General features: G+C 28.0%; 23 protein-coding genes and 1 pseudogene. 13 read left to right on the top strand and 11 right to left on the bottom strand.

The features are described from left to right. From Q1X91_RS06280 to Q1X91_RS06260, 5 genes are all read left to right on the top strand, one after another. On the top strand, positions 1 to 435 hold a 435-nt coding region (locus Q1X91_RS06280), incomplete at its 5' end, for an AraC family transcriptional regulator (protein ID WP_300754608.1). Positions 436 to 674: 239 nt separating this feature from the next. Further along, positions 675 to 821, top strand: a complete 147-nt coding sequence (locus Q1X91_RS06275; RefSeq protein WP_300754599.1) for a hypothetical protein — start codon at positions 675 to 677, stop codon at positions 819 to 821. Between the two features lie 72 nt (positions 822 to 893). Continuing rightward, positions 894 to 1,310, top strand: a complete 417-nt coding sequence (locus Q1X91_RS06270; protein ID WP_300754596.1) for a hypothetical protein — start codon at positions 894 to 896, stop codon at positions 1,308 to 1,310. Between the two features lie 199 nt (positions 1,311 to 1,509). Beyond that, complete coding sequence (locus Q1X91_RS06265; RefSeq protein ID WP_300754593.1) at positions 1,510 to 4,080, top strand: hypothetical protein; 2,571 nt, start codon at positions 1,510 to 1,512, stop codon at positions 4,078 to 4,080. A 288-nt stretch (positions 4,081 to 4,368) separates the two neighbouring features. Beyond that, positions 4,369 to 4,794 (top strand): PepSY-like domain-containing protein, encoded by a 426-nt coding sequence (locus Q1X91_RS06260; RefSeq protein WP_300754590.1) that lies wholly within the window; start codon positions 4,369 to 4,371, stop codon positions 4,792 to 4,794. 223 nt (positions 4,795 to 5,017) lie between these two features. Here Q1X91_RS06260 and Q1X91_RS06255 read toward each other — a convergent pair. Together Q1X91_RS06255 and Q1X91_RS06245 are read right to left on the bottom strand one after the other, a co-directional pair. Then, positions 5,018 to 5,679 (bottom strand): annotated as a pseudogene (locus Q1X91_RS06255) (DUF6198 family protein). Between the two features lies 1 nt (position 5,680). Beyond that, the gene (locus Q1X91_RS06245; protein ID WP_300754614.1) at positions 5,681 to 6,073 is read right to left on the bottom strand and encodes a MarR family transcriptional regulator; all 393 of its coding nucleotides are present in this window, start codon (positions 6,071 to 6,073) and stop codon (positions 5,681 to 5,683) included. Positions 6,074 to 6,271: 198 nt separating this feature from the next. Here Q1X91_RS06245 and trxA point away from each other — a divergent pair, with 198 nt between their 5' ends. From trxA to Q1X91_RS06225, 4 genes are all read left to right on the top strand, one after another. Continuing rightward, a complete protein-coding gene (trxA, locus tag Q1X91_RS06240) occupies positions 6,272 to 6,589 on the top strand; it encodes a thioredoxin (RefSeq protein ID WP_300754581.1) in 318 nt (105 codons plus the stop codon). Between the two features lie 106 nt (positions 6,590 to 6,695). Beyond that, entirely contained in the window at positions 6,696 to 8,471 is a 1,776-nt protein-coding gene (locus Q1X91_RS06235) for a hypothetical protein (protein ID WP_300754578.1), read from the top strand. Then, positions 8,468 to 10,009: an NAD(P)H-hydrate dehydratase gene (locus Q1X91_RS06230; RefSeq protein ID WP_300754575.1), complete on the top strand. Its 1,542-nt coding sequence runs from the start codon at positions 8,468 to 8,470 to the stop codon at positions 10,007 to 10,009. Before Q1X91_RS06235 ends, Q1X91_RS06230 begins: the two co-directional genes overlap by 4 nt. Positions 10,010 to 10,014: 5 nt before the next feature. Next, positions 10,015 to 10,563, top strand: a complete 549-nt coding sequence (locus tag Q1X91_RS06225; RefSeq protein WP_300754571.1) for a hypothetical protein — start codon at positions 10,015 to 10,017, stop codon at positions 10,561 to 10,563. A gap of 651 nt (positions 10,564 to 11,214) precedes the next feature. Here the strand turns inward: Q1X91_RS06225 and Q1X91_RS06220 are convergent. The 4 genes from Q1X91_RS06220 to Q1X91_RS06205 all read right to left on the bottom strand — a co-directional run bounded on the left by Q1X91_RS06220 (position 11,215) and on the right by Q1X91_RS06205 (position 16,179). Next, entirely contained in the window at positions 11,215 to 13,032 is a 1,818-nt protein-coding gene (locus tag Q1X91_RS06220; RefSeq protein ID WP_300754568.1) for a methyl-accepting chemotaxis protein, read from the bottom strand. A 118-nt stretch (positions 13,033 to 13,150) separates the two neighbouring features. Then, positions 13,151 to 14,047 carry a class I SAM-dependent methyltransferase gene (locus Q1X91_RS06215; protein WP_300754565.1) on the bottom strand — a complete coding sequence of 299 codons (897 nt, stop codon included), beginning with the start codon at positions 14,045 to 14,047 and terminating at the stop codon, positions 13,151 to 13,153. A 23-nt stretch (positions 14,048 to 14,070) separates the two neighbouring features. After that, a complete protein-coding gene (nusA, locus tag Q1X91_RS06210) occupies positions 14,071 to 15,561 on the bottom strand; it encodes a transcription termination factor NusA (protein ID WP_300754562.1) in 1,491 nt (496 codons plus the stop codon). A gap of 45 nt (positions 15,562 to 15,606) precedes the next feature. Beyond that, on the bottom strand, positions 15,607 to 16,179 hold the full coding sequence (locus Q1X91_RS06205; RefSeq protein ID WP_300754559.1) for a ribosome assembly cofactor RimP: 573 nt from the start codon (positions 16,177 to 16,179) through the stop codon (positions 15,607 to 15,609). Between the two features lie 253 nt (positions 16,180 to 16,432). Here Q1X91_RS06205 and Q1X91_RS06200 point away from each other — a divergent pair, with 253 nt between their 5' ends. The 4 genes from Q1X91_RS06200 to Q1X91_RS06185 are packed head-to-tail and all read left to right on the top strand — an operon-like array spanning position 16,433 to position 19,729. Next, complete coding sequence (locus Q1X91_RS06200) at positions 16,433 to 17,959, top strand: phospholipase D-like domain-containing protein (RefSeq protein WP_300754556.1); 1,527 nt, start codon at positions 16,433 to 16,435, stop codon at positions 17,957 to 17,959. A 30-nt stretch (positions 17,960 to 17,989) separates the two neighbouring features. Next, positions 17,990 to 18,943: a hypothetical protein gene (locus Q1X91_RS06195; protein WP_300754554.1), complete on the top strand. Its 954-nt coding sequence runs from the start codon at positions 17,990 to 17,992 to the stop codon at positions 18,941 to 18,943. Then, positions 18,933 to 19,511: a nitrilase-related carbon-nitrogen hydrolase gene (locus Q1X91_RS06190; protein ID WP_300754551.1), complete on the top strand. Its 579-nt coding sequence runs from the start codon at positions 18,933 to 18,935 to the stop codon at positions 19,509 to 19,511. Before Q1X91_RS06195 ends, Q1X91_RS06190 begins: the two co-directional genes overlap by 11 nt. A 38-nt stretch (positions 19,512 to 19,549) precedes the next feature. Next, positions 19,550 to 19,729, top strand: coding sequence for a hypothetical protein (locus Q1X91_RS06185; protein ID WP_300754549.1), 180 nt, complete (start codon positions 19,550 to 19,552; stop codon positions 19,727 to 19,729). A gap of 49 nt (positions 19,730 to 19,778) precedes the next feature. On the opposite strand, the gene Q1X91_RS06180 is transcribed toward Q1X91_RS06185, so the two are convergent. The 5 genes from Q1X91_RS06180 to Q1X91_RS06160 are packed head-to-tail and all read right to left on the bottom strand — an operon-like array spanning position 19,779 to position 24,442. Beyond that, the gene (locus Q1X91_RS06180) at positions 19,779 to 21,335 is read right to left on the bottom strand and encodes an AAA family ATPase (protein ID WP_297245811.1); all 1,557 of its coding nucleotides are present in this window, start codon (positions 21,333 to 21,335) and stop codon (positions 19,779 to 19,781) included. 1 nt (position 21,336) lies between these two features. Then, positions 21,337 to 21,795, bottom strand: a complete 459-nt coding sequence (locus Q1X91_RS06175) for a hypothetical protein (protein WP_300754546.1) — start codon at positions 21,793 to 21,795, stop codon at positions 21,337 to 21,339. A gap of 15 nt (positions 21,796 to 21,810) precedes the next feature. Further along, the gene (locus Q1X91_RS06170) at positions 21,811 to 22,197 is read right to left on the bottom strand and encodes a hypothetical protein (RefSeq protein WP_300754543.1); all 387 of its coding nucleotides are present in this window, start codon (positions 22,195 to 22,197) and stop codon (positions 21,811 to 21,813) included. A 36-nt stretch (positions 22,198 to 22,233) separates the two neighbouring features. Further along, a complete protein-coding gene (locus Q1X91_RS06165) occupies positions 22,234 to 23,931 on the bottom strand; it encodes a hypothetical protein (RefSeq protein WP_300754540.1) in 1,698 nt (565 codons plus the stop codon). A 22-nt stretch (positions 23,932 to 23,953) separates the two neighbouring features. After that, positions 23,954 to 24,442, bottom strand: coding sequence for a hypothetical protein (locus Q1X91_RS06160; protein ID WP_300754537.1), 489 nt, complete (start codon positions 24,440 to 24,442; stop codon positions 23,954 to 23,956). Positions 24,443 to 24,945: the final 503 nt, after the last annotated feature.

The raw sequence follows: 24,945 nt of genomic DNA, 5'->3' as shown, positions 1-24,945 counted from the left end.
ATCCTGGGAGAATTTTTCTCGGCGCACCGCACAAAGGAGAGCGTCATCAGCTCCCTCACCGCGGGGCTCATCGAAATGTTTGCAGCCGAAGTGGAAACAAAAGGCCCCCTCTTTCCCGCCTTCCTGCGCCTGCGGGAACGCGTGTTCCGCGCCCCCGAACAGGACTGGAGAGCGGACGACGCGGCACACGAATTGGGCGTCAGCAAGGGATATTTTCACGTCCTGTACAGGCAGTACTTTTTGACGACCTTTGTCGCCGACGTCATCACCGCACGCATCCAGCAGGCGGAAGAACTGCTCGCCTCCACACCGGAGAGCGTAGAACGCATCGCCGAACGCTGCGGATACAACAACATCGAGCACTTTACGCGGCAGTTCCGCAGCACGACGGGGATCTCACCGGGACGCTATCGGAAGCAGACTTCCATAATTTGATCTATCATTCATCATATTGAAACTTCTCCTTCAAATTAAAAATACATTATTATGGTATAAAGAATATTTGTACTATTATATTATATATATTTTTTTTTACAATACTATATCTAGTAATATTTTTATAAAAATTATTTTTTATAGAAATTTTATTTTTTTAAAAAATTAACGTAAAAAATAATTGTTTTTTATAATACATTTTTTACATTTAAGATATTAATATGATAAAGGATAAATCAATGAAAAAATTACTAATTTTTATATTTATATTAATAGCAGCTGTAGCATGTAACAATGCAAATAAAACAGGATCAAGCTATAATAATTCATCAAATGATAATACAGAGCAGGGAAGCAATGAAGAAGGAAATAACAGCAATACATAACAGGGCGGAAGTTCAGCAACAGATAATAATAAAGAATGGTTGGATAAAACAGCAAATCAAAAAATTTCAACAATGAAATATTACTTTGATTCTAATGGAAATATAATTAACAATGGAGATGGAAATAAAATATATACATTTGATAAATATTTGGGAAGTGATACAGCAATATATTATTATGAAGGCGATCCTGCAGATTTATATGATATAGGTGATCCTAATTCTACATCTGGAATAACAGTAAAAGTATATTGTCTTGTAAAGATAGTTGAGAATCAGAACAAAATATATTTTTTAGATGGAAAACAGCCTCAAAATTGCACAGATGCATATGCTCAAAAAATAAGTTCTTTTGTCGCTAAAAATAATGATGAGCCAAATTGGAGTAATTTTCCGCATATGACTGAAAACGATATAAATACTACTATAGATATTAAAGATAAAAGATGGACTGATTGGGGATATTTCGGCTCAAATATAGTAGGATAATTTATTTAATAAAAAACTCAAAAGGTATTAGCTTAATATTTAAGTTAATGCCTTTTTTATATTCTTTTTCATTTCTTAATTATAAACTTTTATATAAAAATATTTTAATACAAAACTCCTTGACAATACATCATCTTTTATATATTATTTATAAAATGCTTTCAATAAAATCATCATCAAAATAAGGAATATATAAATAATGAAATCATTAAAAAAAGAAATAATATATCCTATTGTATTTTTATTATTATCTATACTATTTTTTTACAGCAATTTAACTTTCTCTTATCTTCAAATGGGAGATGTTATTCTTTGGGATATAAAAAATATTAAAGATGCTGTATTAAGCGGAAATTTATATTTTTGGAATAATGCCTATTTTACAATAGCCTCTTCTTCAACAGTACCAATACACCCAAAATCTTTACTTATGGCACTACTTCCAGTTGAAATATATCCGCAGGCTACAATAATACTTCATATAACAATAATGGGGTACGGATTATTTTTATTTTTAAGAGAAAAAAAATTATCTATTAAAGCATCAATATTCGGTGCTGTTGCTTTAATGTTTTCTAATGCCATTATAACTTTAATGCTCCCTGGTCATTTAGGTAAATTTGAAACCTACTGTTATTTTCCTTTTGTATTATATTTCTTATCAAAGGCTATGAATACTGAAAAGTGGATTCATTTCTTTTTTGCAGGTGCATTTTTAGGCATAGCATTTTTAGGCGGTGCTTTGGACGTTGCTATGTATTTTGCTTTATTTTTATCATGTTATTTTTTATACCTGCTTTATAACAAAAAAAACGATAAAAAATTAATAGTTTTTTTAAAAGAAGATTTAAAAAAAATAATTCTCTTATGTGTAAAATTTGCTTTAGTGGCGGTATTTTCTTTTTTAATGTCTATACAAATAATAATGATTACAAGAAACACTCAGGATATGGGAGCTGCTGGAGTTACTGACAAAAAACAATTGTGGGAATGGGCTACAAGATGGTCATACCCGCCTGAAGAAGTATTAGGATTTTTTATGCCAGGCTTCTTCGGATACTATTCTGGAAGCGAAACTCACCCTTATTGGGGAAGAATAGCTAATATGGAGGGTGAGCCTAAAACTTCTAATTTCTCACTTACAGCTGCAAATATTGGATATATTACTTTCCTATTTATAATATTTGCGGTTTTTATAAGCAGGAAAAAATATAAAGAAAAATATTTCTGGATTGCAGCTGCATTATTTTTCTTAATAGCAAGTTTCGGAAGATATTTTCCTATCATATACGGAGCATTATTTCAAATACCGATATTCCAAGATGCTAGAAACCCCAATAAGTTTATAGAAATTATACCTATACCATTTGCCGTAATAGCATCATTTGCCGCCGATTATATATTCAAAGCGATAGAGGCTAAAAAAGAAGATAGACTGCTTAAATATTTAGAAGATGACTACAAATATATAAATATAGCCCAAAAGATAATGTATATAATAGTAATTCTTTCTATAGTATTGGCATTAATAACTATACTTGCTAATGGAATAATATATAACAGTTTTGTTGCTGATTGGAAGGAGGCTAATGCGGCATTAATATCAAAAAATATATTTATGTCTTTTATAAGATTGGCACTTATATCTACAACAGCCCTTTTACTTGTTAATACTTCTATATCATTAAAAGAAATAACTATAAAAGATAAATTTGCTGTAATAGTTCCTTTAATATGTTTTATACTATTTTCTGTATATGATCTGGGGCATATAGGCTTTCTTATAATAGGAAGTATTATAGTATTTTTATATGTTATTATTGCTAATAAAGAAGATCTATTTTATAAATATCTGCCTTATATGTTTATAGCTGTTTTATTTTTGGATTTAACTCAAAGCGGTAATATGTTTATAGTAAAATCAAATTATAATCAAATGTATAAATCGACTCCAATAGTTGATCATATATTAAGAGAAGGCGGTAATAAAACTACAATGCCTATATTAATACCATATTTATACAGATACACTACCCATACAATGCCTTATTATAATATACCGTTAACAGAACCTCCAGCAGCAAGCAGACTTTCAAAAGATATAACCGATACTTTTGCCTCTTTCAGAATAAATGATTATGTAGGATATCAGCCTAGACTTATGGATTTACTTGGAGTAAGATATATTTTAAGCCCTACATATTTAGATCAGTCTATACTTTCAAATGATCTTACAAAAATAACTGAGTATCATGATCAATTTTCTGCTGCTGTATTGTATGAACTTAAAGGATACAGAAATAAATATGAGTTTGTTAATAATGCTTACAATGCTAAAGATTTTAATGACGGTTTAGGAAGATTAACTATGCCTAATTTTAATTTGGCAAATGAAGTAATATTATTAAATAATTCAAACAATAATATAACCTTAAATAATCCAAACTCTATTCATAGTGTAGAATTGCTTGAAGAAACTGATAATAAAATAGTATTTAATGTAAAGACCCCTGATGCGGGAGTGCTTGTATCAAAAGAGCGTTACAATAATGACTGGTCTGTTACTGTTAATGGAGATAAAAAAGAGCTATTAAATGCTAATTTACTATTCAGAGGGGTTTATGTAGAAGCTGGAGATAACAATATAGTATTTGAATTTACTCCTTCAATGAAATACGCTTACAGTACAATAATATGTTGGATAATATTTGTAATAATATCTATTATAAGTACGGTTTTGTATATAAAAAGATATAATAATCAAGAATAATAATTTTTAGATATTAGAAAGCAAAATATAAAAATTGTGAGAATATAGCAAATTCATTTGCTATATATTTTTAGCGAATAATTTTTATTAGCGATAATAAAAAATACCTCTAATAATTTTATATTAGGGGTATTTTTTTAATTTACAGCAAATATATACGATAATCATGTAATAAATTATTAAAAAATAAATATACTTGTAAATAAGAAGTAAATTATTTGTAAAAAATATTGACAAAATTTATAAATATGTTATAATATAAGTATAAATAAAAAGAGGAGGTTATTTATGAAAATACTAAAAATCATATTAACAGTTATAATAATCTCCTCTAGTAGTTTATTCGCTGATTGGGTAATTTCGCCGGAAGCATTGCCTGAAAAAGCCAAAAATTTTATACGCAATGCTTTTCCAGATGCTCAGATATGGTATGTAGAAAGTGATGATGGTAAGTATGAAACAGAATTATCAAATGGAATAAAAATAGACTTTTTATATAACGGTGATTGGGTAGAGATAGAAGCAGAATATGTAGGAATACCATACAATGTTTTTCCAGCAAATGTAGCAAACACCATACGAAATACATATCCAAATACTGTAATTATTAGTGCTGAAAAGAAATGGGGAACTTACGAAATAAAGCTTAATAATATGATGGAGCTTTATATATCTTCAGACGGTCAGCTTATAGGACAAAAATTTGACGATTGATTTACTTTCCATCCCATATACAATGCAGGGTATTAGTATTAAAACTAATACCCTGTAATTTTATACAAATATAATTATACCAATTAAACTTGATGCAAAACTATTTTTTATATGGCTATTAAATAAATCTACTATAAACAATTAAATAAAATTAGACAAAAAATATATTGCAAAGCCTAGCTCAAATAGAAGCAGGGCTTTCATCTATACTAAATAAATATTATTATTCATTAAGTAAATATTTATTCTCTAAAAGTTTCAAAGGTTTACTTAGATGTTTTGCTATAAAACCTACTAACATTGCAGCTATTATAGTACCTTCCCTAACCCCTTCTAAATGACCTAAAAATATCAAAACTGTAACTAAAGAAATTAATACTAATACAACATCAAACATAATTTTTGTATTTCCGAATTTTAAAGGAAAAACTTTGCATATGGCAAGTACAACACCCTCACCAGGAGTAGTTACAAGTTTTGCCATAATTTCTATACTTACTCCAACACCAACCAAAACTATACCAATAAAACATAATACCCATTGCTGAAAATAATTGCTGTATGTTATATCTTTTATTAAAGAGCCGCTTATATCTATCATTATACCAAACAAGATAAGTGCAGGTATTTGAAAAAGCTGAAGCGGATTATATTTTTTTCTAAGAAGCAGTATCTGCATAATATAAATACAAGATTAATAATAATTGTAGTTTCTCCTACAGAAAGCCCTGATATACAGCTTGTAACATACGGTACACTTGAAATAGGAGAAGTGCCAAGCGACGCTTTAATAGAAAAAGCTATACCCAAAGACATAATATAAAGCCCTATTAAAAGTATTATAGTTCTCTCTATAAGATGTTTTTCTAAAATCTTCTTAAACATGTTAAACTCCTTTTAATGAATTACACATCTCAATCAATAGTTTTTTTAATTTTTCTTTATCTTTTTCTGATAATTTATCAGCAGCAATATTCTCTGTATCTTCAAATATTTTCTCCATATTATTTGAAACTTCTATACCCTTTTCTGTTAAAGAAACATAAAGAGAACGTCTGTTTCCTTCCCTCTGTTTTCTCTCTATTAAACCAGATTTCTCCATACCAAGAAGTATACTGCCTACAGTAGCAGGTTCTATTTCCAAATAATTAGCTATTGTTTTTTGATCAGCCTCTTTAAATCGAGATAAAAAATATAATACTTTAGGCTGACCTGATGTAAGCCCTATCTTATTTGCCTCATAGATTATTTTACGGGCAAACATAGAATTGGCTTTCATAAGCAAATAATGCAGATTCTCCAATGATAAGTATCCTTATAGTAAGTATTCTTATAATAAGCTAGCTTATTATACATAAAAATAAGTCAAGCATAATATACATAGTATAGGTATATTTAAAAAAATAAAAAAAGGTGTTGACTTTTAGTAAAGTTAGAGTATACTAATAAAACAATAAAATAAGTGAGGGAAATAAACATGTCAGTACAAGAATTAAAATCAGATAACTTTGAAGCTTCTATTGGCGGAGAGAAAGCAATATTAGTTGACTTTTTTGCTGAATGGTGCGGACCTTGTAAAATGCAGACACCAGTATTACATAAAATAGCAGATCAGTATTCAGATAAAATGAATTTTGGAGCTGTTAATGTTGATGAGGCAGAAGATGTTGCTGCAAAATACGGCGTTCAGTCAATACCTACTTTAATAATATTTAAAGGCGGAGAGGTTGTTAAAAGAGCTGAAGGTATGAAAAATGAATCTCAATTAAAAGAATGGTTGAAAGATTATCTATAAAATAGAAAATATACTATTTTAGCCTAATTTTGTTATAAATTAGGCTTTTTTTTATTCTAAATTGATATATAATTCTTACAATAATATATAATTTTGTGGGTAAGGCATGTTTAAAACAAATTATACACTAATAGAAAATATATCAAATGAATTTAATATAGACAAAGATAAAATAAACATAATTATTAAAGAACTCTTTGACAAAATAACATTATCCATTATAAATGGAAATAGATTTTACATGGATAAACTTGGTACAATTAGTGCTGATGAAGATAGAAAGATATTCTTCTCAAATGAAGATGAAAGTTTTGATGAATCTTTAGAATCCATAGATGTAAAAAGTAAAGATATAAAAGATATTTTTTTAGAAAAATCAATATTTAAAAGCATATTTAAAAATATAAAAGATATATCAAGAAATGAGCATGTATATATAGAAAATTTTGGTACATTTTATTATAATTCAAATATCATATTTGACCCTGACACTTACCTAAAAAATAAAGTTAAAAATACTGAAAATAATGAAATCACTGAAGATATTTTAGATGAATTGGATAATAAAATATTAAGTAAAAGAGCAGAAAATGTTAATAATGATGAAACGCTGGAAGAAGTGATAGATGAAGAAAATACTTCTATAGACGATAATATAATAGGCAATATATGGAAAAATAAAACATATAATTCTATAGATTTAAACTCTATGATAGAGAACCTAAATGAAAAAGAAGAAAAAATAGATAATAAAGAAACTAATATAAAAGAAAGTGGTATAGAAGAAGAAATAACAGAAAAAGATGATGATGAAAAAAATGAAGAAGAAAATAACTTTCCCGAAATGAAAGAATATAGTAAGGAAGAATTACTAGATATTAATAATTTTGATGAAGATTATTTAAATGAAAATACTAAAGAAAATATTAAAGAAAATGAAATGGAGGCTTATGAAGAAATAAATGAAGAAGAAATAAATAAAACTGAAGAAGAAAATAATAGAAAAGATGAATATAATTACCCAGAAATGAGAGAATATAGTAAAGAAGAATTACTGGATATTAATAATTTTGATGAAAAATATATAAATGATTTAAAAGAAAATGATATAGAAAATTCCATAATAGAAAATACTATAGCTAATAAAAATATAGAAAAAGAATTATTAAATATTAAAAATACTAAGGAATTGGATAACAAAAAGATGAATAAAAGAAAAGAAAGTTTTGAATTATTTAAAGGCATATTAAAAGTAGCAATCATAATAATATTCATACTGATAATTGGTATATTTGTATCTATTTATTATGGAAGCAATAAAACTGTTGCAAGCAATAATATAGAAAATCAAAAATTATACGATGTTGTTAACACATTTTTTAATTCAATGAATGCAGCAAGTTTATCATATATAACATCAAAAGATATGTATTATTGGGATATAGCCAAATATTTATACGGAGATGCTACATACTGGCCATTATTATACTCATATAATAATGATAAATACAAAATAAGCAATGTTATAAAAAAAGGAAGCAGTATTTCATACAGAAATATTCCAGATTTTTATTCTTATAAAGAAATTAAAAATTTGGATAATACACTATCAAAAAGCTATATGTTGCTCTACCCTATACTTATAAATGATAAAAATCCAAGACATGCATTATGGGCTTTGAAGCTATCTGCATATTATGATTTGAATGTATTTAAAAATAATGCTGGTATGATTCCAGAGAATACATATAATAATATCTTAAAAGAAAGCAGCAGCATGAAAATCACTTATAACGAGTTTATAAAGTATGGACAATTAAATGAAAATATATTATTATCATTTATAGATATAATTAAAGAAAAATTATGGATATTAAAATGAAAGTTGTAACTACAGAAGATTTAATAAATATAGATAAAAAAACTACAGAAAAGATACCTTCTATACTTCTTATGGAACATGTAGCAAGTGAGATTTTTTATCTATTGTTAAAAAGGCATAGAAAACTATTATACACAAAAACTGTATATATTTTTTCATCAGTCGGAGGAAACGGCGGAGACGGATTAGCAATAGCAAGATATTTAATAAATAACGGCTATGATGTGAATATATATATTACTGGAAATCTTGACAGAGTTAATAAAGATACTTATGCCAATTTTAACATATTAAAATCTATGAATGTAGATATAAGTTACTTAGGAAGCGAAGATGATGTTATATCCGCTTTAGAAAATATAGAAAAAAAATCAATAGTATTAGATTCTCTATTCGGCACTGGTGGAAACAGACCTTTAGAAGGCATACAAAAAGTACTTGTAGATAATCTAAATAAATTAGATGTACTTAGAATAGCAATAGATATACCTTCAGGGCTTGCCTCAAAAATAAATGACTATGACAATGTACATACCTGCTTTAAAGCTCATGAAACATATACTGTTTGTTTTGCTAAGGATATATTTTTCTTATATAGAACAAGAGAATATATAGGAAAATTATTTATGATAAAATCAATATTTCCAGAAAATATATTAAACAGTTTCGAATATAAAGCAAAATTAATAGACTATAATGAAAAAATTAATTTAAATAGAAATGCTTTTTTCAGCAAAAGAGAACAGGGAATGCTCGCTGTAATATCTGGAAGTGATGAATATATAGGAGCTGCTGTTTTAGCGGTTCATGCTGCTTACAGACTTGGAGTTGGATATATAAGACTTTATGTTCCTAGAGGAATATTAAAAAATATAAGAGAGGCTATTATGCCTTCTATGCCTGAAATTGTTATTATAGGTATAGGAGATGAAAATCAAAAATACTTCACAGAAAATGATATAGAAATAGTTAATGACATAAATAAAAGTAACGCCTGCATAATAGGTTCAGGACTTGGAAGAAATATGTCTACTGAAGTTTTTGTAAACAGTATACTCAAACAGATAAATATACCAACTGTTATAGATGCTGATGCTTTGTATTTAATGTTTGGAAGCACACTTAATGAACTTAACAGAAATTTTGTATTAACGCCTCATATATATGAATTTGAAAAATTAACTAATATAAATCACATAGAAGCATTAGAAAATCCGTATGAAGCTTTATTAAAATACAGACAGCAAACTAATGCATCTATAATATTAAAAGACGCTGTAAGTTTTTTAATGCATGAAAATGATATATATATAAACTATAATCCAAGACCATCTATGGGCAAAGCTGGAATGGGAGATGTATTTGCTGGATTTCTTGGGGCATTGCTTGCAAGAAAACTCAATATATTAGATTCTTCTAAACTTGCATTAATAATACAGGCAAAATCTTTTAATATACTATCTAAAAAATTTGGAAACGACTATATTCAGCCGAAAGATTTAGCAGACATATCATATAAAATATTAAAAAGGATATAAATAAATTGCCAAGAGAAGTTTATGACCCTAAAAAACCAGAATTAGAATTCTATAATAACAGACAGCCAAAACCTCCATCCCCAAAAAGAGAGGTAAGTATATTTGCAAAAAGATGGTTTATGTTTTTATATGGGGCTTTTCTTACACTGCTTGTAATATTCTTTCTTCTCTACAAAAAAGGTTTTTTTAATGATATACCATACTTTAGTGCATTAAAAACAAATATACCTATAGAAGTAAAAATAAATAATGTAGAGTTTTATGAAGATGAAGCTGTTGTTGCGACAATAGAAGTAAAAAATTCTAATTATACAAACTCCATCAATATAGAAAATTTAAATGCAAGCTTATCACTGTATAAAAATAAGAAATTAATATTTACAGGAAATGACTCATTTTATAATATAAGATTTCCTCTAGGTCAGAGAATAGGATTTAAAATGAGCTTTGATAAAAATTATTGGAAAGAAGCTAATAATCTAGAAGTTATATTATATTTAGACAGCAATCTGATTACAACTAATAATATAGATATAAGACGTCTTAAAAGATAATATATATGACCACAAAGCTAAATTAATAAATATTTATAATGTATTCAATCTCAGTATTTTATAATTGCAGATTTTCTATATGAAATGAGTCCGCCAGTATATACTGAAAATTTTTAAGTTTGTCAATTTTTTATTCAACTTTTTTTCCCGCCGCACACCACGGGTGGACTTCGTCAAAGTTGCAAAAAGTGCAAATCTAAAAATAATACTAAATAGTACTAATTATGTCTTACATGTAGAATAAATTACTAAATTTAGCATAAAATGCAGCCTTTCGCGACTGCGGGCTGTGCCTGCTTCTCGCTGCAGGCATACTTCGTATGGGTCACCACCAAGTAGGTGCCTTGCCTACGGCACGCAGAGCGGACGGCAAAAGAAGTGGGGTGTTGCGTAGCACACAGCGTGGTGGGCAAAGCCACAGATATTAAAAAGAAAATATAATTTTATTTTTGGCAAAATATGAATTTCTAAAATTTAGATATTTGCAGGTTTTTTGATACTAAGCAGCAATGTTTCTTTAGCAGACGAAAATAAAGTGCATCACTCCTAAGATGTAGAATTGGATTTTTATAGATTATTTTATCACACTTAAAACAAAACAATATATAAAAATTACTACAAATAAAAAATACAAAGCTGCATCATCTATAATTATTTAAAATCAGAATTAAGTTTAAAATATTCCAATTCAGATGATAAATTGCTAGTGCCCTGTACTACTTCTTTTCCAAGTACAGAACTTTCATTAACAAGTTCAGAATTTTCCTGTGTAATATTATTAAGCTCATTCATAGCAGTATTAATTTGTTTTACACTCTCTTCTTCTTCAGAAGCAGATTCATATATTTGAGAAAGTATATCAGATACATCTTTAGCAGATTTCTCTATTTCTACAAGTATATCCAAAGAGCGTTTTACAGATTCATCGCCTACTTCTATTTTGGCAACAGTTTTTTCTATTATGCCAGTTATATTTCCAGCAGCCTCATTAACATTCTGTGCCAAAGCTCTAATCTCAGAAGCAACAACAGCAAATCCTCTGCCCTGCTCTCCAGCACGTGCTGCTTCAACTGATGCATTAAGTGCCAATATATTCGTTTGAAAAGCTATAGACTGTATCAATTTTGTAATATTGGATATTTCTTTGCTGGACTCTGAAATCTCTATCATATTATTAGATATCTCACTTACAGCAGAAACTCCGTTTTGAGTAGACTCTGTAACTTTAGCACTCATATTTTTGGCATTATATGAATTTTTTGAAGTATTTGATATAGCAGAAAAAAGATTCTCAATAGAGCTTGTAATCTCTTCAACAGCTGCTGCCTGAGATGAAGTACGATCTGATAAATTATCTATTCCGCTTGATATCTTTTCTGAAGAACTATTAATAAGAGATATGTTAGTCTTTAATTCAGAAACTATAGTATGCATTATATGCTGCATATCATTGATAGAATTAGCCAAAACACCTGTTACATCTTTTCTTTTCAATTCTTTTTCATCAAACTGACTGTCAAATCTTCCATCCTGCATCAAAGTCATTATAGTAATAGCATGATATAAATTATTAGATAAAGGGATTACTATTTTAGCTACTAATATAAACTCAAGAACTATAAGCAATACTATACATAAGAACAAACTTATCATCATAAATCTGAACTGAGAATAAAAAGGTTCGGCACTTCCTTTAAATACCAATATCCAAGGAGCATTATCAGTTTTTTGAATAGAATACCATTCATCTTTTATAATATTTAAATCCCCAATATGAGACGATAAATTATTTTTAAAATCAGAAAATATTTCATAAGTAAATAAATTATTAGTTTCATTCAAAATGTAGCCGCTATTTTCATGCGTCATAAAAATACCTTCCTCAGAAACTATATAAACATCTTCTGTAAAATTCTTTTTAAGACTCTCTGTAATAGTATTAATATTAGCAAAATCTATGGCACATACACCCTTAAGAGCTCCATTAGTATAAACAGCCTTACCAAATGTTATAGTAAGTTTATTAACAGCAAAATCAATATAAGGATCACTAATCATTATATCATTAGCTGCAACAGAATCCTTATACCAATCCCTAGAAGTTTGATCATAAGTTAATGGATAAACTTCCAAAGTATTCATAAATACTCCGCCTTCTGGATAAGGGACACTTCCTCCAAAATAAACATTTAAATATCCAGTATTAAGTTTCTGAACATTAGTAATAAAATTTCCAAATTCCACCCAGCTGGGATTAGATTCCAAATATGCCGCCATAACATATATAGTATTTTTTAACTCTTCAACATAGCCTTCAGTTCTTGTTTTAGCCTCTAATGTCTGAAGATGCTTTTCTCTTAAAAATCTTGATTTATATAAAGGTCTGTAAACGAAACAAATTATGATAAATAATAATAATAAAAATATTATAAAAGGAGCCAAAAATTTAACCATTAACCTATTTTTCATAATAAAATCCTTTATACAAAATAAAAACATATACTTTAAAATTATATAGATTATATTAACAAAGTCAAAAATAATCATACTTTTTTTATAAAAAGAATAAGAAATTATGAAAAATATACTATTTTTTTAATTGTGCTATGATTCTTATATTTTCGCCATAAGACCATATATTATTATTATCACTATATTCTATAAAAGTACTTTCAGGAACAATAAAAGTCTTAATACCAAAAAGAGCAAATGAAAATAAATTACTTATATTTGGGATACTTCCCTCTAATATATTAGCCCTCAAATTATTATTGTATTTTGAAACCGAATAATTACTATACTTACATTCTATAATATTTAAATTTGCTTTTTTTACAAACATTTTTAAATTTTCTATGTTAAAATTAACAATATGTTCTGTAGACAAATATCTCATAAGCATATCATAACTGCATTGATCTTTATTAGGAGAATTAGGCACTTCTATATATAAGTATCCATCGTCTTTAAGCATATTTTTAATTTTAATGAGTACATCAAAAGGATTTTTAAAATGCTCTATAACATGTGAAAGCATTATAATATCATACTTTTCTTTACTTTCTAAAAAATTAGGCTTCAAATCAATATCATATTTATTTTTAGCATAAAGTCTCGCATTATCATTGAGCTCATATCCATATACATCACAGCCATTTTTTTTAAATATATTTAGAAGCAGTCCGTCAAAAGCACCAATCTCGCATACTTTTTTGTTATAAAAGTCAATATAGTTTTTTATAAAATTAAACTGAGATAAACTTCTAGCATAACGCATCTTACTTTTAGCTGTCTCAAATAGTTTATTTTTTATATTATTATGATATTCATTTTTATATAAAGCATATATTTCTTCATCTGTAGGCAAATCTATAAAATAAAGAGAGCAATTACAGCATTGATATACCTTTTTATCACTCTGCCATATATTTTTTATAGTTCCTATTTCAGAATAATTATCACTCCCGCAAACCTCGCATATCATAAAGATAACTCAATTATACAAAATTATTCAAAAGAAAGCTCAATTCCGCATTTAGGACATTTAGTCATATCCTCTGTAATACTTGAACCGCAGTTAGGACACTCATAAACTTCTATCTCTTCAACAACTTCTTCTGAAGTAGTTTCATATTCATCTTCGCTTTCTACTATTTCTACAACATCTTTCATTACAAGCATCAAATTATCAACTGTATCTTTATCGAGATTTGTTTTCTCCATAATATCTTCAGCCGATAAATTATACAATTCTTCTATAGAGTTAATGCCGCTATCTATAAGAGTTTTTATTATACTCTCATCAATACCCTGTAAAGAATAAAGATTACTTTCAAATACTTCTGCTGCTTCAGGCTCTTCAGTAGGAGTTTCTGTTTCTTCGGCAGTATCTGAGAATATTTGATTTAATGGTACAATATCTTTCAATAATTCTGGATTTTCTTTAATATCTGTTTCTGTTTTTATATCAAAATAATATCCTGTAAGCTGAGAAGCTAATTTCACATTATAACCGCTTTTACCAAGTGCCAAAGAAAGCTGATCATCTGGTATAATGATCATAGCTTCTTTTTTCTCTGGATCTGTAATAATAATACGTATAGGTTTAGCTGGAGTTATAGCCTCAGCAATATATTCTCTGATATCTTTTGACCATTTTACAACATCTATTTTTTCGCCTTCAATTTCTTTTATAATTGACTGTATACGTATACCTTTCTGACCTATACAAGCTCCTATAGGGTCTACTTCTGGTTTATTTGATACTACAGCTACTTTAATTTTTAAACCAGGTTGTCTTACTACATTTTTAATTTCTATAGTACCGTCTGCTATTTCTGGTATTTCAAGTTCAAAAAGTTTTTTAATAAAATCTGCTTTTGTTCTAGTGAGGAGTATTTTAGTAGGTATTTCCTTACCTGTTCTATCATCTTTTCCCCCCTGAACTTTATATATATAGGCTCTTATTCTATCACCTACTGTATAATGTTCTCTAGGAGACTGATCCTTTTTCTGTAATTCGCCTTCTGTTTTTCCAAGATTTATATAAATAGTTCCTTTATGTTCCCTTTGAAAATATCCGTTTACAAGCTGATTTTCTCTTCTTTTAAACTCATTATATATAATATTCTTTTCAAGGTCTGAAATCTTCTGGAAAAATGTAGTTTTAGCAACCATACTCTCTATTCTTCCGAATGCTTCAACCTGATCTACAAGTATTAATACTTCATCACCCAAATTAATATCTTGATCTAATTTTTTAGCTTCTTCTAAAGATATTTCTTTATTCTTATCTCTTACTTCTTCTACAACGTTAGCTCCCTTATATACAGTAGGATTATTTTTATTATCAAAATGAATATGAAAATTTATATCATTTCCATATTTCTTTTTTAAAGCTAATTCTATAGTAGATGCTATAACTTCTTTTAAAAGTTCTATACTAATATCCTTTTCATCAGAAAGCTGCTGTAAATAAGTTCCAACGTTTTCAAACATTTGATATTCTCCATTTTTTATTTTTAATATTTATTATCATAATTATTAACAATTTAATCTTGCTTTTATAATATCGTTTTTCAATATTTTAATATTTTTTTCATTAATAATATTCTCTTCATCAAAAACATTTATAATGATATAATCATCTTTAGCCTCTTTTAATTCAGCATAAGATGTAATAAAATTATCACCGTCTCTGTACTTTATTTTTATAGGCATACCCTCAAAAAGTTCATACCTATCATTAAATTTCCATCTGAAACCAGCAGATGACACAGTAATAGTATAATCGCCCTCATCATATCCGTTTTGCTTTATACATTCCTGAATCTTTCTTGTAGTTTCTATACAATGAGTATGAGATACACTTTCTTTCTTTTTATATATAACAGCATATACTTTTTTGTTGTCAGAAATTGCTCTTACCTTCAAATCAAGCAAATATATACCATCTCTTTCTAAAATATCTTTTATACCATTAAATAATAATACTTCATCTATAATAGGTGCAGTCTTATTAGATTTTTCTTTATTATTCTGCAATTTCTTTTTTTTAGGTACTCTGCCGTACTCTTTTTGTTTTTGCGGTTTTATCTTACTATTTTTATTATTCATACAAAATTAGCATATAATATATTTTCCTAAAACATAAAAAAAGAGTGTCGGTCTCTTTCCTGAAAAAGAAAACCAACGCCCTTCATTACAAATATTTTCGGAAGTAGTATTATTTTAACGTACTAATGATTTTTGTCAAGTGTTTTTATAAATTTTATTATTATGTTATTCTTTGTTGACATTTATAATTTTTTTATATAGTATTTAATTACTATAAATATTAAAATAAATAACAGATTATATTGGGATAAAAATGGTATTTTATATATTAACTATTATATTTTTTTTGTATGTTGTATCAATAGCTATAAAAATGCTTCTTGAAAACAGACCTCCATACTCTTTTATAGCTTGGCTTACAGTATTGGTATTTTTACCTTATATAGGAGTAATATTTTATATATTTTTGGGAATGGATTGGAGAAAATCAAAGAAGAAAATTTCAGCAAAACTCCCGGAAGATATGATAAAAAAATATTTCTCATCACTATTAAATGAACAAATAACAATACTTGATAATATGCAGGGCAATTACGGCAGAAATATTAACTTAGTAAAACTTGCTATAAGAAGCGGATATTCTCCTATTACAGTGCAAAATGAAGTTTATGTATTTGATGAAGGAGAAAAACTTTTTAATGCCATAATAGAAGATTTAAAACTCGCAGAAAAAACTATACATATGGAATATTTTATATGGAGAAGCGATGAACTTGGAGAAAGAATTAAGGACGTTCTTATAAAGAAAGCTAAAGAAGGAGTTGAAATAAGACTTATATTTGACGGTGTTGGTTCTTTAATGAGAATAAGCAAAAAATACAGAAAAGAATTGAAAAAGAACGGTATAAAATTTTTATACTATCATGATCCTTTTTCTATATTATGGACTAGATTTGTGAATTACAGAAATCACAGAAAAATAGTTGTAGTTGATGGGGTTGCAGCATATATGGGCGGAATGAATATGGGACAGGAGTACATAGACGGCGGAAAATGTTTTGAATCTTGGAAAGATGTACATATGAGAATGGTAGGAGATGCCTGCAATCTTATACAAAATGTGTTTGTATGCGACTGGTATAATGCAGGAGGAAGAGATTTAGAAGTATTTAATGTTAATGAAAAAAAACATAAGATTTCAAGAAAATTAAAATATATAGATAAATATTTAGATGAAGAAAGAGTTTCAATAATAAGAAAAGATTTATTTCCTCAGTCGGCAACGGACAGATTTCTTCCAGTACAAATTATAACTTCAGGTGCTGACTCTAAATGGGACAGCATACAAAAAGTATATTCTAAAATGATAGAAGAGGCAAAGAAAAGCATTTATATAGAAAGTCCGTATTTTGTTCCAGATGACGGATTTTTAGCTGCTTTAGAAAATGCTGCTTTATCAGAAGTGGATGTACATTTAATGATAACAGGTAAGCCTGATAAACTTGTGCCTTGGTGGGTAGCTCAGACTTATTTTGAAACTTTACTTAAGGCTGGAGTTAATATATACTTATATGAAAAAGGATTTTTGCACAGCAAATTCTGTATAATGGACGGAAGAATAGTATCATGCGGTACTTGCAACATGGATATAAGAAGCTTTTATTTACATTACGAAATGAATGCTGTTATATATGATATTGATATAGCTAAAAAATTTGAGGATATATTTAAGAAAGATATGCTTGATTCTCATAAAATAACTATAGAGGAATATTCTAAACAGCCTATGCTTGTAAGACTTAGAAATTCGGCTTGCAGAATTATAGCTCCTGTTTTATAATATGGCATATTTTTTATATGGTAAATAATTATGATGAAGAAAATAAAAATATCAGAATTAGATAATCAAGCCCTTTTCGAATTGGGACTTTCAAAAGAGAGACATATTCTTTTTGTAGATGATATAGGTATAAAAAAGGATAATATATCCGCTCTAAATGAACTTCTAAAAACTAGAGAAGATTTCTTTATTAACTTATCGTCAGAAAAGGATGAAAGTAATAAAAATTATATAAGCGGTAATGATCTGCTTACAGCTTTGCCTGAAATGAGAAATCTTATATATCATGCATCGTTAAAATATCCTTTAAAAAATATTTCTATATTTGCTAAACTTATCAATTTGAGAAGTTTGCATCTATACGGTGATTTGCCTAAAGATATGGAATTAAAGCCTCTTGATAATATAGAAAATTTAGAAAGTATTTATATAGAAAATGGACTTACATTAAGACAAGATGTTTATTTATCTATGAAAAGTACAATAAGAGAAATAGGTGCTGGAACATTCAGAATGGAGTCTTTTGATAAGAATCCTAATCTTAAAAAAATAGCCGTTCTTACAGGAGTTTCTCATGAGGAAGAAATGCCTAAAAAACTTCCAGAACTAGAAGAACTCTATATTGAAAAAGGAAAGAATATAAGATCATTTAATTTTATATCAGAAATGAAAACACTTAAAACATTGGAATTGAATAATATACCTACATTAAAAGAAATTCCTGATTTAAGTAATTTAGAAGATTTAAAAAAGGTTATTTTAACTAATCTTAGAAATCTTGAAAATATGGATGCTATATTAAATCATCCTAGAATAAGAATTTTAATATTAGAAAATATAAAATGCTTTAATATAGATATGCTTTCAAAGGAAACAGCTCCTAGATTAAAATATGTATCCGTTATAAGTGATGATAAAAATTGGGATAAGAGAACAAAGAAGTTACTAGAAGAAAAAGGATACAAGGACTATAATGAAGATTAGTACCTTTGAATTCGATATACAAAAAGATAAGTATAAAAATTTAGATATAATAAATAATCAGTTAAAAAATATAAGTGATAAAGAAAAATCTGATTTAATAGTACTTCCTGAACTATCTTCTAATGGTTATTTATTTGAAAACAGAGATGAATTAAAAAATATATCTGAAAATATAAAAGACGGCATATTCATAAATAGCCTATCTGAAATGTCAAAAAAATATGATACTTCTATAATTGCGGGATTTGCTGAAAAGTTTGAAGATAAAATTTATAATTCTGCTGCAATAATAGAAAAAGGAAATATAAAAGGCATATATAGAAAAATACATTTATCTGATTTTGAAAAGAAATTTTTTGATATTGGAGAAATAAATAACGCGAATTTAGTTTTCAATATAAACGGTATTAATATATCAGTACAAATATGCTTTGATTTATGCTTCAATGAAATATCAAGAAAACAAATATTGAATGGAAGTAATTTAATATGCGTACTTGCTAATTTCGGTTCAAATACCACTTTTGAAATAGCTAGAATAAGAGCTATAGAAAATTTAACTCTCTAGTATTATGCAATCGCATAGGTATAGAAAAAAATCCAATTATGGAAGCATCTTTCATAGGCAAAAGTTTTATATGCGATGAAACAGGAAAATTATTTACAGATATTGATAATAATCAAAATAACAAAATAATAACCGCTGAAATAGAAATAAAAAACAATAGACAAAATATAATATGCTCTGATTTTATAGAAGAAATAAAAAGGCATTATACAATTTAAATAATGAGCCTGATTTACATAACCAAGCCCATTATTTATATACAATATATTATACCAAAACCCTTCTTACTAATTTATTATCATCGTTTTTGCCGCCTATAGGTATATTTGAAGCAGGTACGGCTCTTTCCCTTCCCCAATCTCTTATATACTCTATTTTTTCAGGGCTAGTCTTTGAAAGCGGAATAACATTTTTAAGTGCATTTATAATAAGTTCACTTGTAAACTTAAGATCATCATTTGCAATAACCCTATACGCTACATCTCTAATTGATGATTCTAAATCTGCACCGGTAAAGCCGTCAGTTATTTCAATAAGTTCTTTTAATGTATTTTCATCTACAGAAGAATTCAAATATTTTTTTAAATACAAATTAATAATATCTTTTCTCTCCTCTTCTGAAGGCAAATCTATAAAGAATAATTCATCAAATCTTCCTCTTCTTAAAAGCTCTGAAGGAAGTTCGGATACATCATTTGCAGTTGCAACAACGAATACCATCTTTTTGCATTCCTGCATCCAAAATAAAAACTGACCTATCATTCTAGTTGTAACGCCTGAAGAATCAGAACCGCCGCCTGAAAGTCCCTTCTCTATTTCATCTATCCATAAAACACATGGGGAAACTCTTTCAGCAGTTTGAAAAGCTTCTTTAAGCTGCTGCTCACTCTGACCAACATACTGTCCCTGAACAGTGGCAAAATCTAATCTATAAAGAGGTAAATTCCAATACGAAGCAACCGCCTTAGCAGAAAGAGATTTTCCGCATCCAGGTACTCCTACTAATAATATTCCTCTAGGCGGATTTAATCCTCTTTTTGTTAATTCATCTCTCTTTTCTGATACCTGAAGCTTCTTCTTATCATTAAGCCAATTCTTTAATCCTCCAAGTCCTCCTACATCTGCTATATCAGATGATACTTCTATTTTTTCAAGACCGTTTATATCTGAAAATAATTTATCTTTTGCAAATTTTAATTCAAGCAAATCAGCTTTCTTTATATGTCTGCTTGCTATCAAAGAAACTATTACATTCTGTATTTCTACTTTAGTAATACCTGTAAGAGTTAAAGCAGCTTCTCTATAATCATTTTCGTCCCAATCAACTTTTATGCTATTTTTATAAGGTTCTATATTTTCTGCTATAATATCATAAACCTCATCTTCTGAAGGCAAATCCAAATCTAAACTCATACCCAATCTCTGTAAATTAGACCATACAGTATCCTGAGTAATAACTATAATAGAAGCACCTTTTTCTTCTGCTAAATTTACTATATCAAAAATATATCTTGCAGTAGTTGTATCTGCATCCAATTCTGAAACATCTGTAAAAATAAAAGTTAAATTAGCCTTTAAATTTATTTGTTCAGCTATAAAATCTAAAGCTCCTATAACTGTTTTATCATCATTAACAGATTTTTCTGTAACTATATCATACATACCTTTTGATAATGTATGAACATAAAAAGGCAATGAAAGATCCTTAGCTGTTTCTCTCAAAATATCTAATGCTCTTTGTCTTTCTATTGTATAAAAAGGAATAAAAGGTATTCTAGCAAGGGAATATCTTTTTAATTTTTCTTTACATTCTTTATAATTCATATTATACTCCTAAATCATTTACTCTAGTACTCTTTATTATCTTCTTTAAAAATCCTGTTCTATCTGAAGCAGCGGAATCTTCTAAACTCTGCTGTACTGTATCAGCTGAACTTTTTATAAACTCTACAAATTTATCAGAATACTCCTTAGACACATTCAATATAGACTGTGCTTTAACTATCTTCAAAAGAAAAGTATATTCTCTTTTTAAATTGTTTAATGCAGGAGATAAAATATCAATATTTGTTGTTTTACCTGTAATAGAGTCAAATTTTTCATCTGCTTTTTTCATTCTATACTCTATAGTTTCTTGCAGCTTTGTGAATAATCTCTCATAATTTCCAGATTCTATAACACCATTATTTATTGCTTCAAGTATTTCAGTATCTGAAGGAGATGAACTTTTTAATGTATCTAAAATTTTATTCCATTCAAAATATGTTTTTGGAGCTTTTATCATAATATATTCCTTAAATTATTTTCTTCTTACTCTTTTTATAGGTACAGCAGGAGGCATCAAATCCCATTTAGGAAAACTTTCAGACATATCATTATAAGAATTAAGAAGACTTGCCCTAGGCTGTATTATAATCTGATCATTTACAGAATTTTCTTCTTCCTCGTCATCTTCTTCGTCGTCATAGTCATCATCTGAATCATCTTCGTCATAGTCATCATCATCGTCTTCGCTATCTTCCACATCTTCATCATCTGAATCATTATCATATTCTTCATCTTCTAAATTTTCAGCATCATTTACATCATCATAGTTATCAGTATTTTCAGACTCCTCTTGATTTTCATCTTTATCATCAATAGGTTCTAAACCATCAACTTTTTCATTATCATCTAAAATAATCATAAACAATCCTTAATATAAATTACACATTTAAAAACTTTAATTTGTTAATGTTGCAGAAGATATACTATTCAAGAAATCTATAACCCTATTATAATCACTGTCCTTCTCTGCATAAAAACTTCTGTAATCCACAACTTCAGCCAAAATACCTCTTAAAACCGTAAGAGATTTTTCTAAATATTCATCATATTCTCTATTGATCTTATTTATACTATCTTTATAATCCTTGTTTAATTTATATATCTTATATCCTGCCAATCCTAGTACAACAACAGATGCTATTATATGTAAATTGCTTAGTAAAAATGCAGCTATAACAGCTATAACACCTACTGTAATAGAAGCTGGAATCCATTTTTTCTTACTAAGTTCGTATGTTCTCTCTCTATTAATATGTTCTGTTAAAGACTGAACGAGTTCTTCTTCATTTGATCCGTCCTGAGTAACACCATGCCAATCTTTTATTCTTATATCTATATTTGTTGGCACTTCTGCTCTGCTTTTAGCTGTTAAATCTGTATATGCATCTATAATCCAATCTTTAGATAAAGACACAGCAAGTTTCTGTGTGGCTACGAGAGCCCCTGTAGCCTCAGGAAACAATGCTATATTTGTAAGATGTTCTGAAAAATCACTGTATTCTTCATAAGCCTGAAACTCAGAATCAAATCTTTCTTCTGCAGTTTCTGTATCTCCCTCTTCTTCTACAATAAGTTCATTTTTTCTTAAGAGTGCTCTTTTAGGTAATTCTTCATTATCATAATTATTTACTAAATTATCTAATATCTCATCTATTTTATCTGATATCATAGCTACATTTTTTACTTCGGCATTAAAGATATCATAAAAATAATCATATATATCCTCATGAGTATATGCCCAATTAATTACTTCTTTAAGTTTAGGCCAAGTTTCGCTATACTCCTGCAAAAGAGGATATTCTTTATCATCTAAATCAACTATTTGATCATATAAAGCATTGCTCCATTGTTCTCTTTGATTTTCTATAAATCCGCTTTTACTTGAAAGTTCATCTATCCAAAAAGCAATTTTCTCAGAGCATAAACCTTTACCATCAGGACCAAATAAACCGCTCGCAAATGCATCTAAAACAACAACTATTCTTCTCTCCATCTTTGACGGATCCTGCATAGAAAAATATCTGTCAAGCCAAGTTAAAGCACCATTGAATTTTCCTGCCCTTCTGCTAATCAAACAGAAAAGCAAACTTGTTTTTTCATCATCTCTTCTAATTGCTTCTTTCAGAGCTTTTTCAGCCAATTCTCTATCATCGGATATCCAAGCAGAAAGAGCTATCAATGCAGGAGCAAGCCAATACCTAGGAGCTTTCATCATAAGTTCCTCAGTAGCATTTGCCATAGTTTCTTTTCTTACAATACCCACATCATTAGCATTTAATATTCCAACAGTATGCCTTCTCACCTCATCATAATATCCGAAATTTTCTTCTATTTCCTGCTTCAATATCATTATGCTTTGTTTAGCATCTGCCAAAGCAGCTATTCTTCTTGACTCTCCTACAAATTCTTCAAACTCATCTCTTAAATTTATAAATTCAGAATAAAAATTATCAACTTTTCCATCAACCTGAATAACTCTATCATCAACATTATTAACAATAGAAGAGATATGATATACCCTCTCAGATATAGCCGCCAAATTAGCTTCTATAGCGGAAAGATTAGCTCTTGAGACTAAACGATCATTAGACATGAATAAACACCTCCCATAATAATTATTTTGATATTACTGCTGTTGAACCATCACTCATAACAGCAATCATAAACTTTTCATAAACTTCTATAAATTCGTATTGAGGATGCTGACATAAAGACCTTGCAGATTCAAAACCATTAGGTAATTTTTGATTGCTTTTATAATGTTCTATTATCATGATACCTGAAATATCTAAAGTATGAACATCATAAGTATCCCCTAAATAACATTTACCTAATACACCGATTAAATTAGATTCTACAAAAATAGAAGAAACATCAGCAAATTCTTCCTTTATTGTACTGAGCAATTCCTCTTTTTGTTTTTGAGACATCATTACATCTCCAGCATCCAAAGCTTTTATAGCTTCCATATACTTATCAGATCTCTTTTTTCTAAGTTTCTCTCTCAATACTTTCTCATCAACTTTTAATCCATTCTTTTTTGAGGTGCTTACATTAGTTTCAATTTTTTGGGATTGTGTTGTATTAAAAATCGGTTTAGGCATAAAAATACTCAACTTTTTTTTATTATAATATAATATCATGATATATAATTATGTCAATAATATTTTAAAAAAAATAATTATAATTAATTTAAAAATACGGTTTTTAAATTAATTATAATTTAAAAAACATACTTATCATGTTAAAATAAATATAAGCGTTACAAAAAAAATATTTTTTAAAAAAAACAGTACATTATACATGATTTTAGGTATATAATAATAAAAAAAACAACATTTTCAAATATTAGAATTTTGATACATTTCAATCATTTATAGTATATTCAACGCTTTTCGAGAGAATTTAACTAGAGATTATTTTTCATATACTACATAATCAACTTTTTTTTATTGTATTATAATAACATAATATGTAATTATGTCAATAATATTTTAAAAAAATAAAGTGTTTAAGAGCCATAGATATTGCACACTTTTAGTTTAAAAAAAGAAGGTATTCCTTATAATTTAAATTGCTAGAAATAAACAAAAGGAATACCTATGAA

It is taken from the genome of uncultured Brachyspira sp., from assembly GCF_949287625.1.
GTDB lineage: Bacteria > Spirochaetota > Brachyspiria > Brachyspirales > Brachyspiraceae > Brachyspira.
This window is presented reverse-complemented; position numbering and strand designations above follow the sequence as displayed.

Coding starts and splice junctions, on each gene's coding strand:
- Q1X91_RS06275 (WP_300754599.1), top strand. CDS start 675: ATGAAAAAATTACTAATTTTTATATTTATATTAATAGCAGCTGTAGCA.
- Q1X91_RS06270 (WP_300754596.1), top strand. CDS start 894: ATGAAATATTACTTTGATTCTAATGGAAATATAATTAACAATGGAGAT.
- Q1X91_RS06265 (WP_300754593.1), top strand. CDS start 1,510: ATGAAATCATTAAAAAAAGAAATAATATATCCTATTGTATTTTTATTA.
- Q1X91_RS06260 (WP_300754590.1), top strand. CDS start 4,369: ATGAAAATACTAAAAATCATATTAACAGTTATAATAATCTCCTCTAGT.
- Q1X91_RS06245 (WP_300754614.1), bottom strand. CDS start 6,073: ATGAAAGCCAATTCTATGTTTGCCCGTAAAATAATCTATGAGGCAAAT.
- trxA (WP_300754581.1), top strand. CDS start 6,272: ATGTCAGTACAAGAATTAAAATCAGATAACTTTGAAGCTTCTATTGGC.
- Q1X91_RS06235 (WP_300754578.1), top strand. CDS start 6,696: ATGTTTAAAACAAATTATACACTAATAGAAAATATATCAAATGAATTT.
- Q1X91_RS06230 (WP_300754575.1), top strand. CDS start 8,468: ATGAAAGTTGTAACTACAGAAGATTTAATAAATATAGATAAAAAAACT.
- Q1X91_RS06220 (WP_300754568.1), bottom strand. CDS start 13,032: ATGAAAAATAGGTTAATGGTTAAATTTTTGGCTCCTTTTATAATATTT.
- Q1X91_RS06215 (WP_300754565.1), bottom strand. CDS start 14,047: ATGATATGCGAGGTTTGCGGGAGTGATAATTATTCTGAAATAGGAACT.
- nusA (WP_300754562.1), bottom strand. CDS start 15,561: ATGTTTGAAAACGTTGGAACTTATTTACAGCAGCTTTCTGATGAAAAG.
- Q1X91_RS06205 (WP_300754559.1), bottom strand. CDS start 16,179: ATGAATAATAAAAATAGTAAGATAAAACCGCAAAAACAAAAAGAGTAC.
- Q1X91_RS06200 (WP_300754556.1), top strand. CDS start 16,433: ATGGTATTTTATATATTAACTATTATATTTTTTTTGTATGTTGTATCA.
- Q1X91_RS06195 (WP_300754554.1), top strand. CDS start 17,990: ATGATGAAGAAAATAAAAATATCAGAATTAGATAATCAAGCCCTTTTC.
- Q1X91_RS06190 (WP_300754551.1), top strand. CDS start 18,933: ATGAAGATTAGTACCTTTGAATTCGATATACAAAAAGATAAGTATAAA.
- Q1X91_RS06185 (WP_300754549.1), top strand. CDS start 19,550: ATGGAAGCATCTTTCATAGGCAAAAGTTTTATATGCGATGAAACAGGA.
- Q1X91_RS06180 (WP_297245811.1), bottom strand. CDS start 21,335: ATGAATTATAAAGAATGTAAAGAAAAATTAAAAAGATATTCCCTTGCT.
- Q1X91_RS06175 (WP_300754546.1), bottom strand. CDS start 21,795: ATGATAAAAGCTCCAAAAACATATTTTGAATGGAATAAAATTTTAGAT.
- Q1X91_RS06170 (WP_300754543.1), bottom strand. CDS start 22,197: ATGATTATTTTAGATGATAATGAAAAAGTTGATGGTTTAGAACCTATT.
- Q1X91_RS06165 (WP_300754540.1), bottom strand. CDS start 23,931: ATGTCTAATGATCGTTTAGTCTCAAGAGCTAATCTTTCCGCTATAGAA.
- Q1X91_RS06160 (WP_300754537.1), bottom strand. CDS start 24,442: ATGCCTAAACCGATTTTTAATACAACACAATCCCAAAAAATTGAAACT.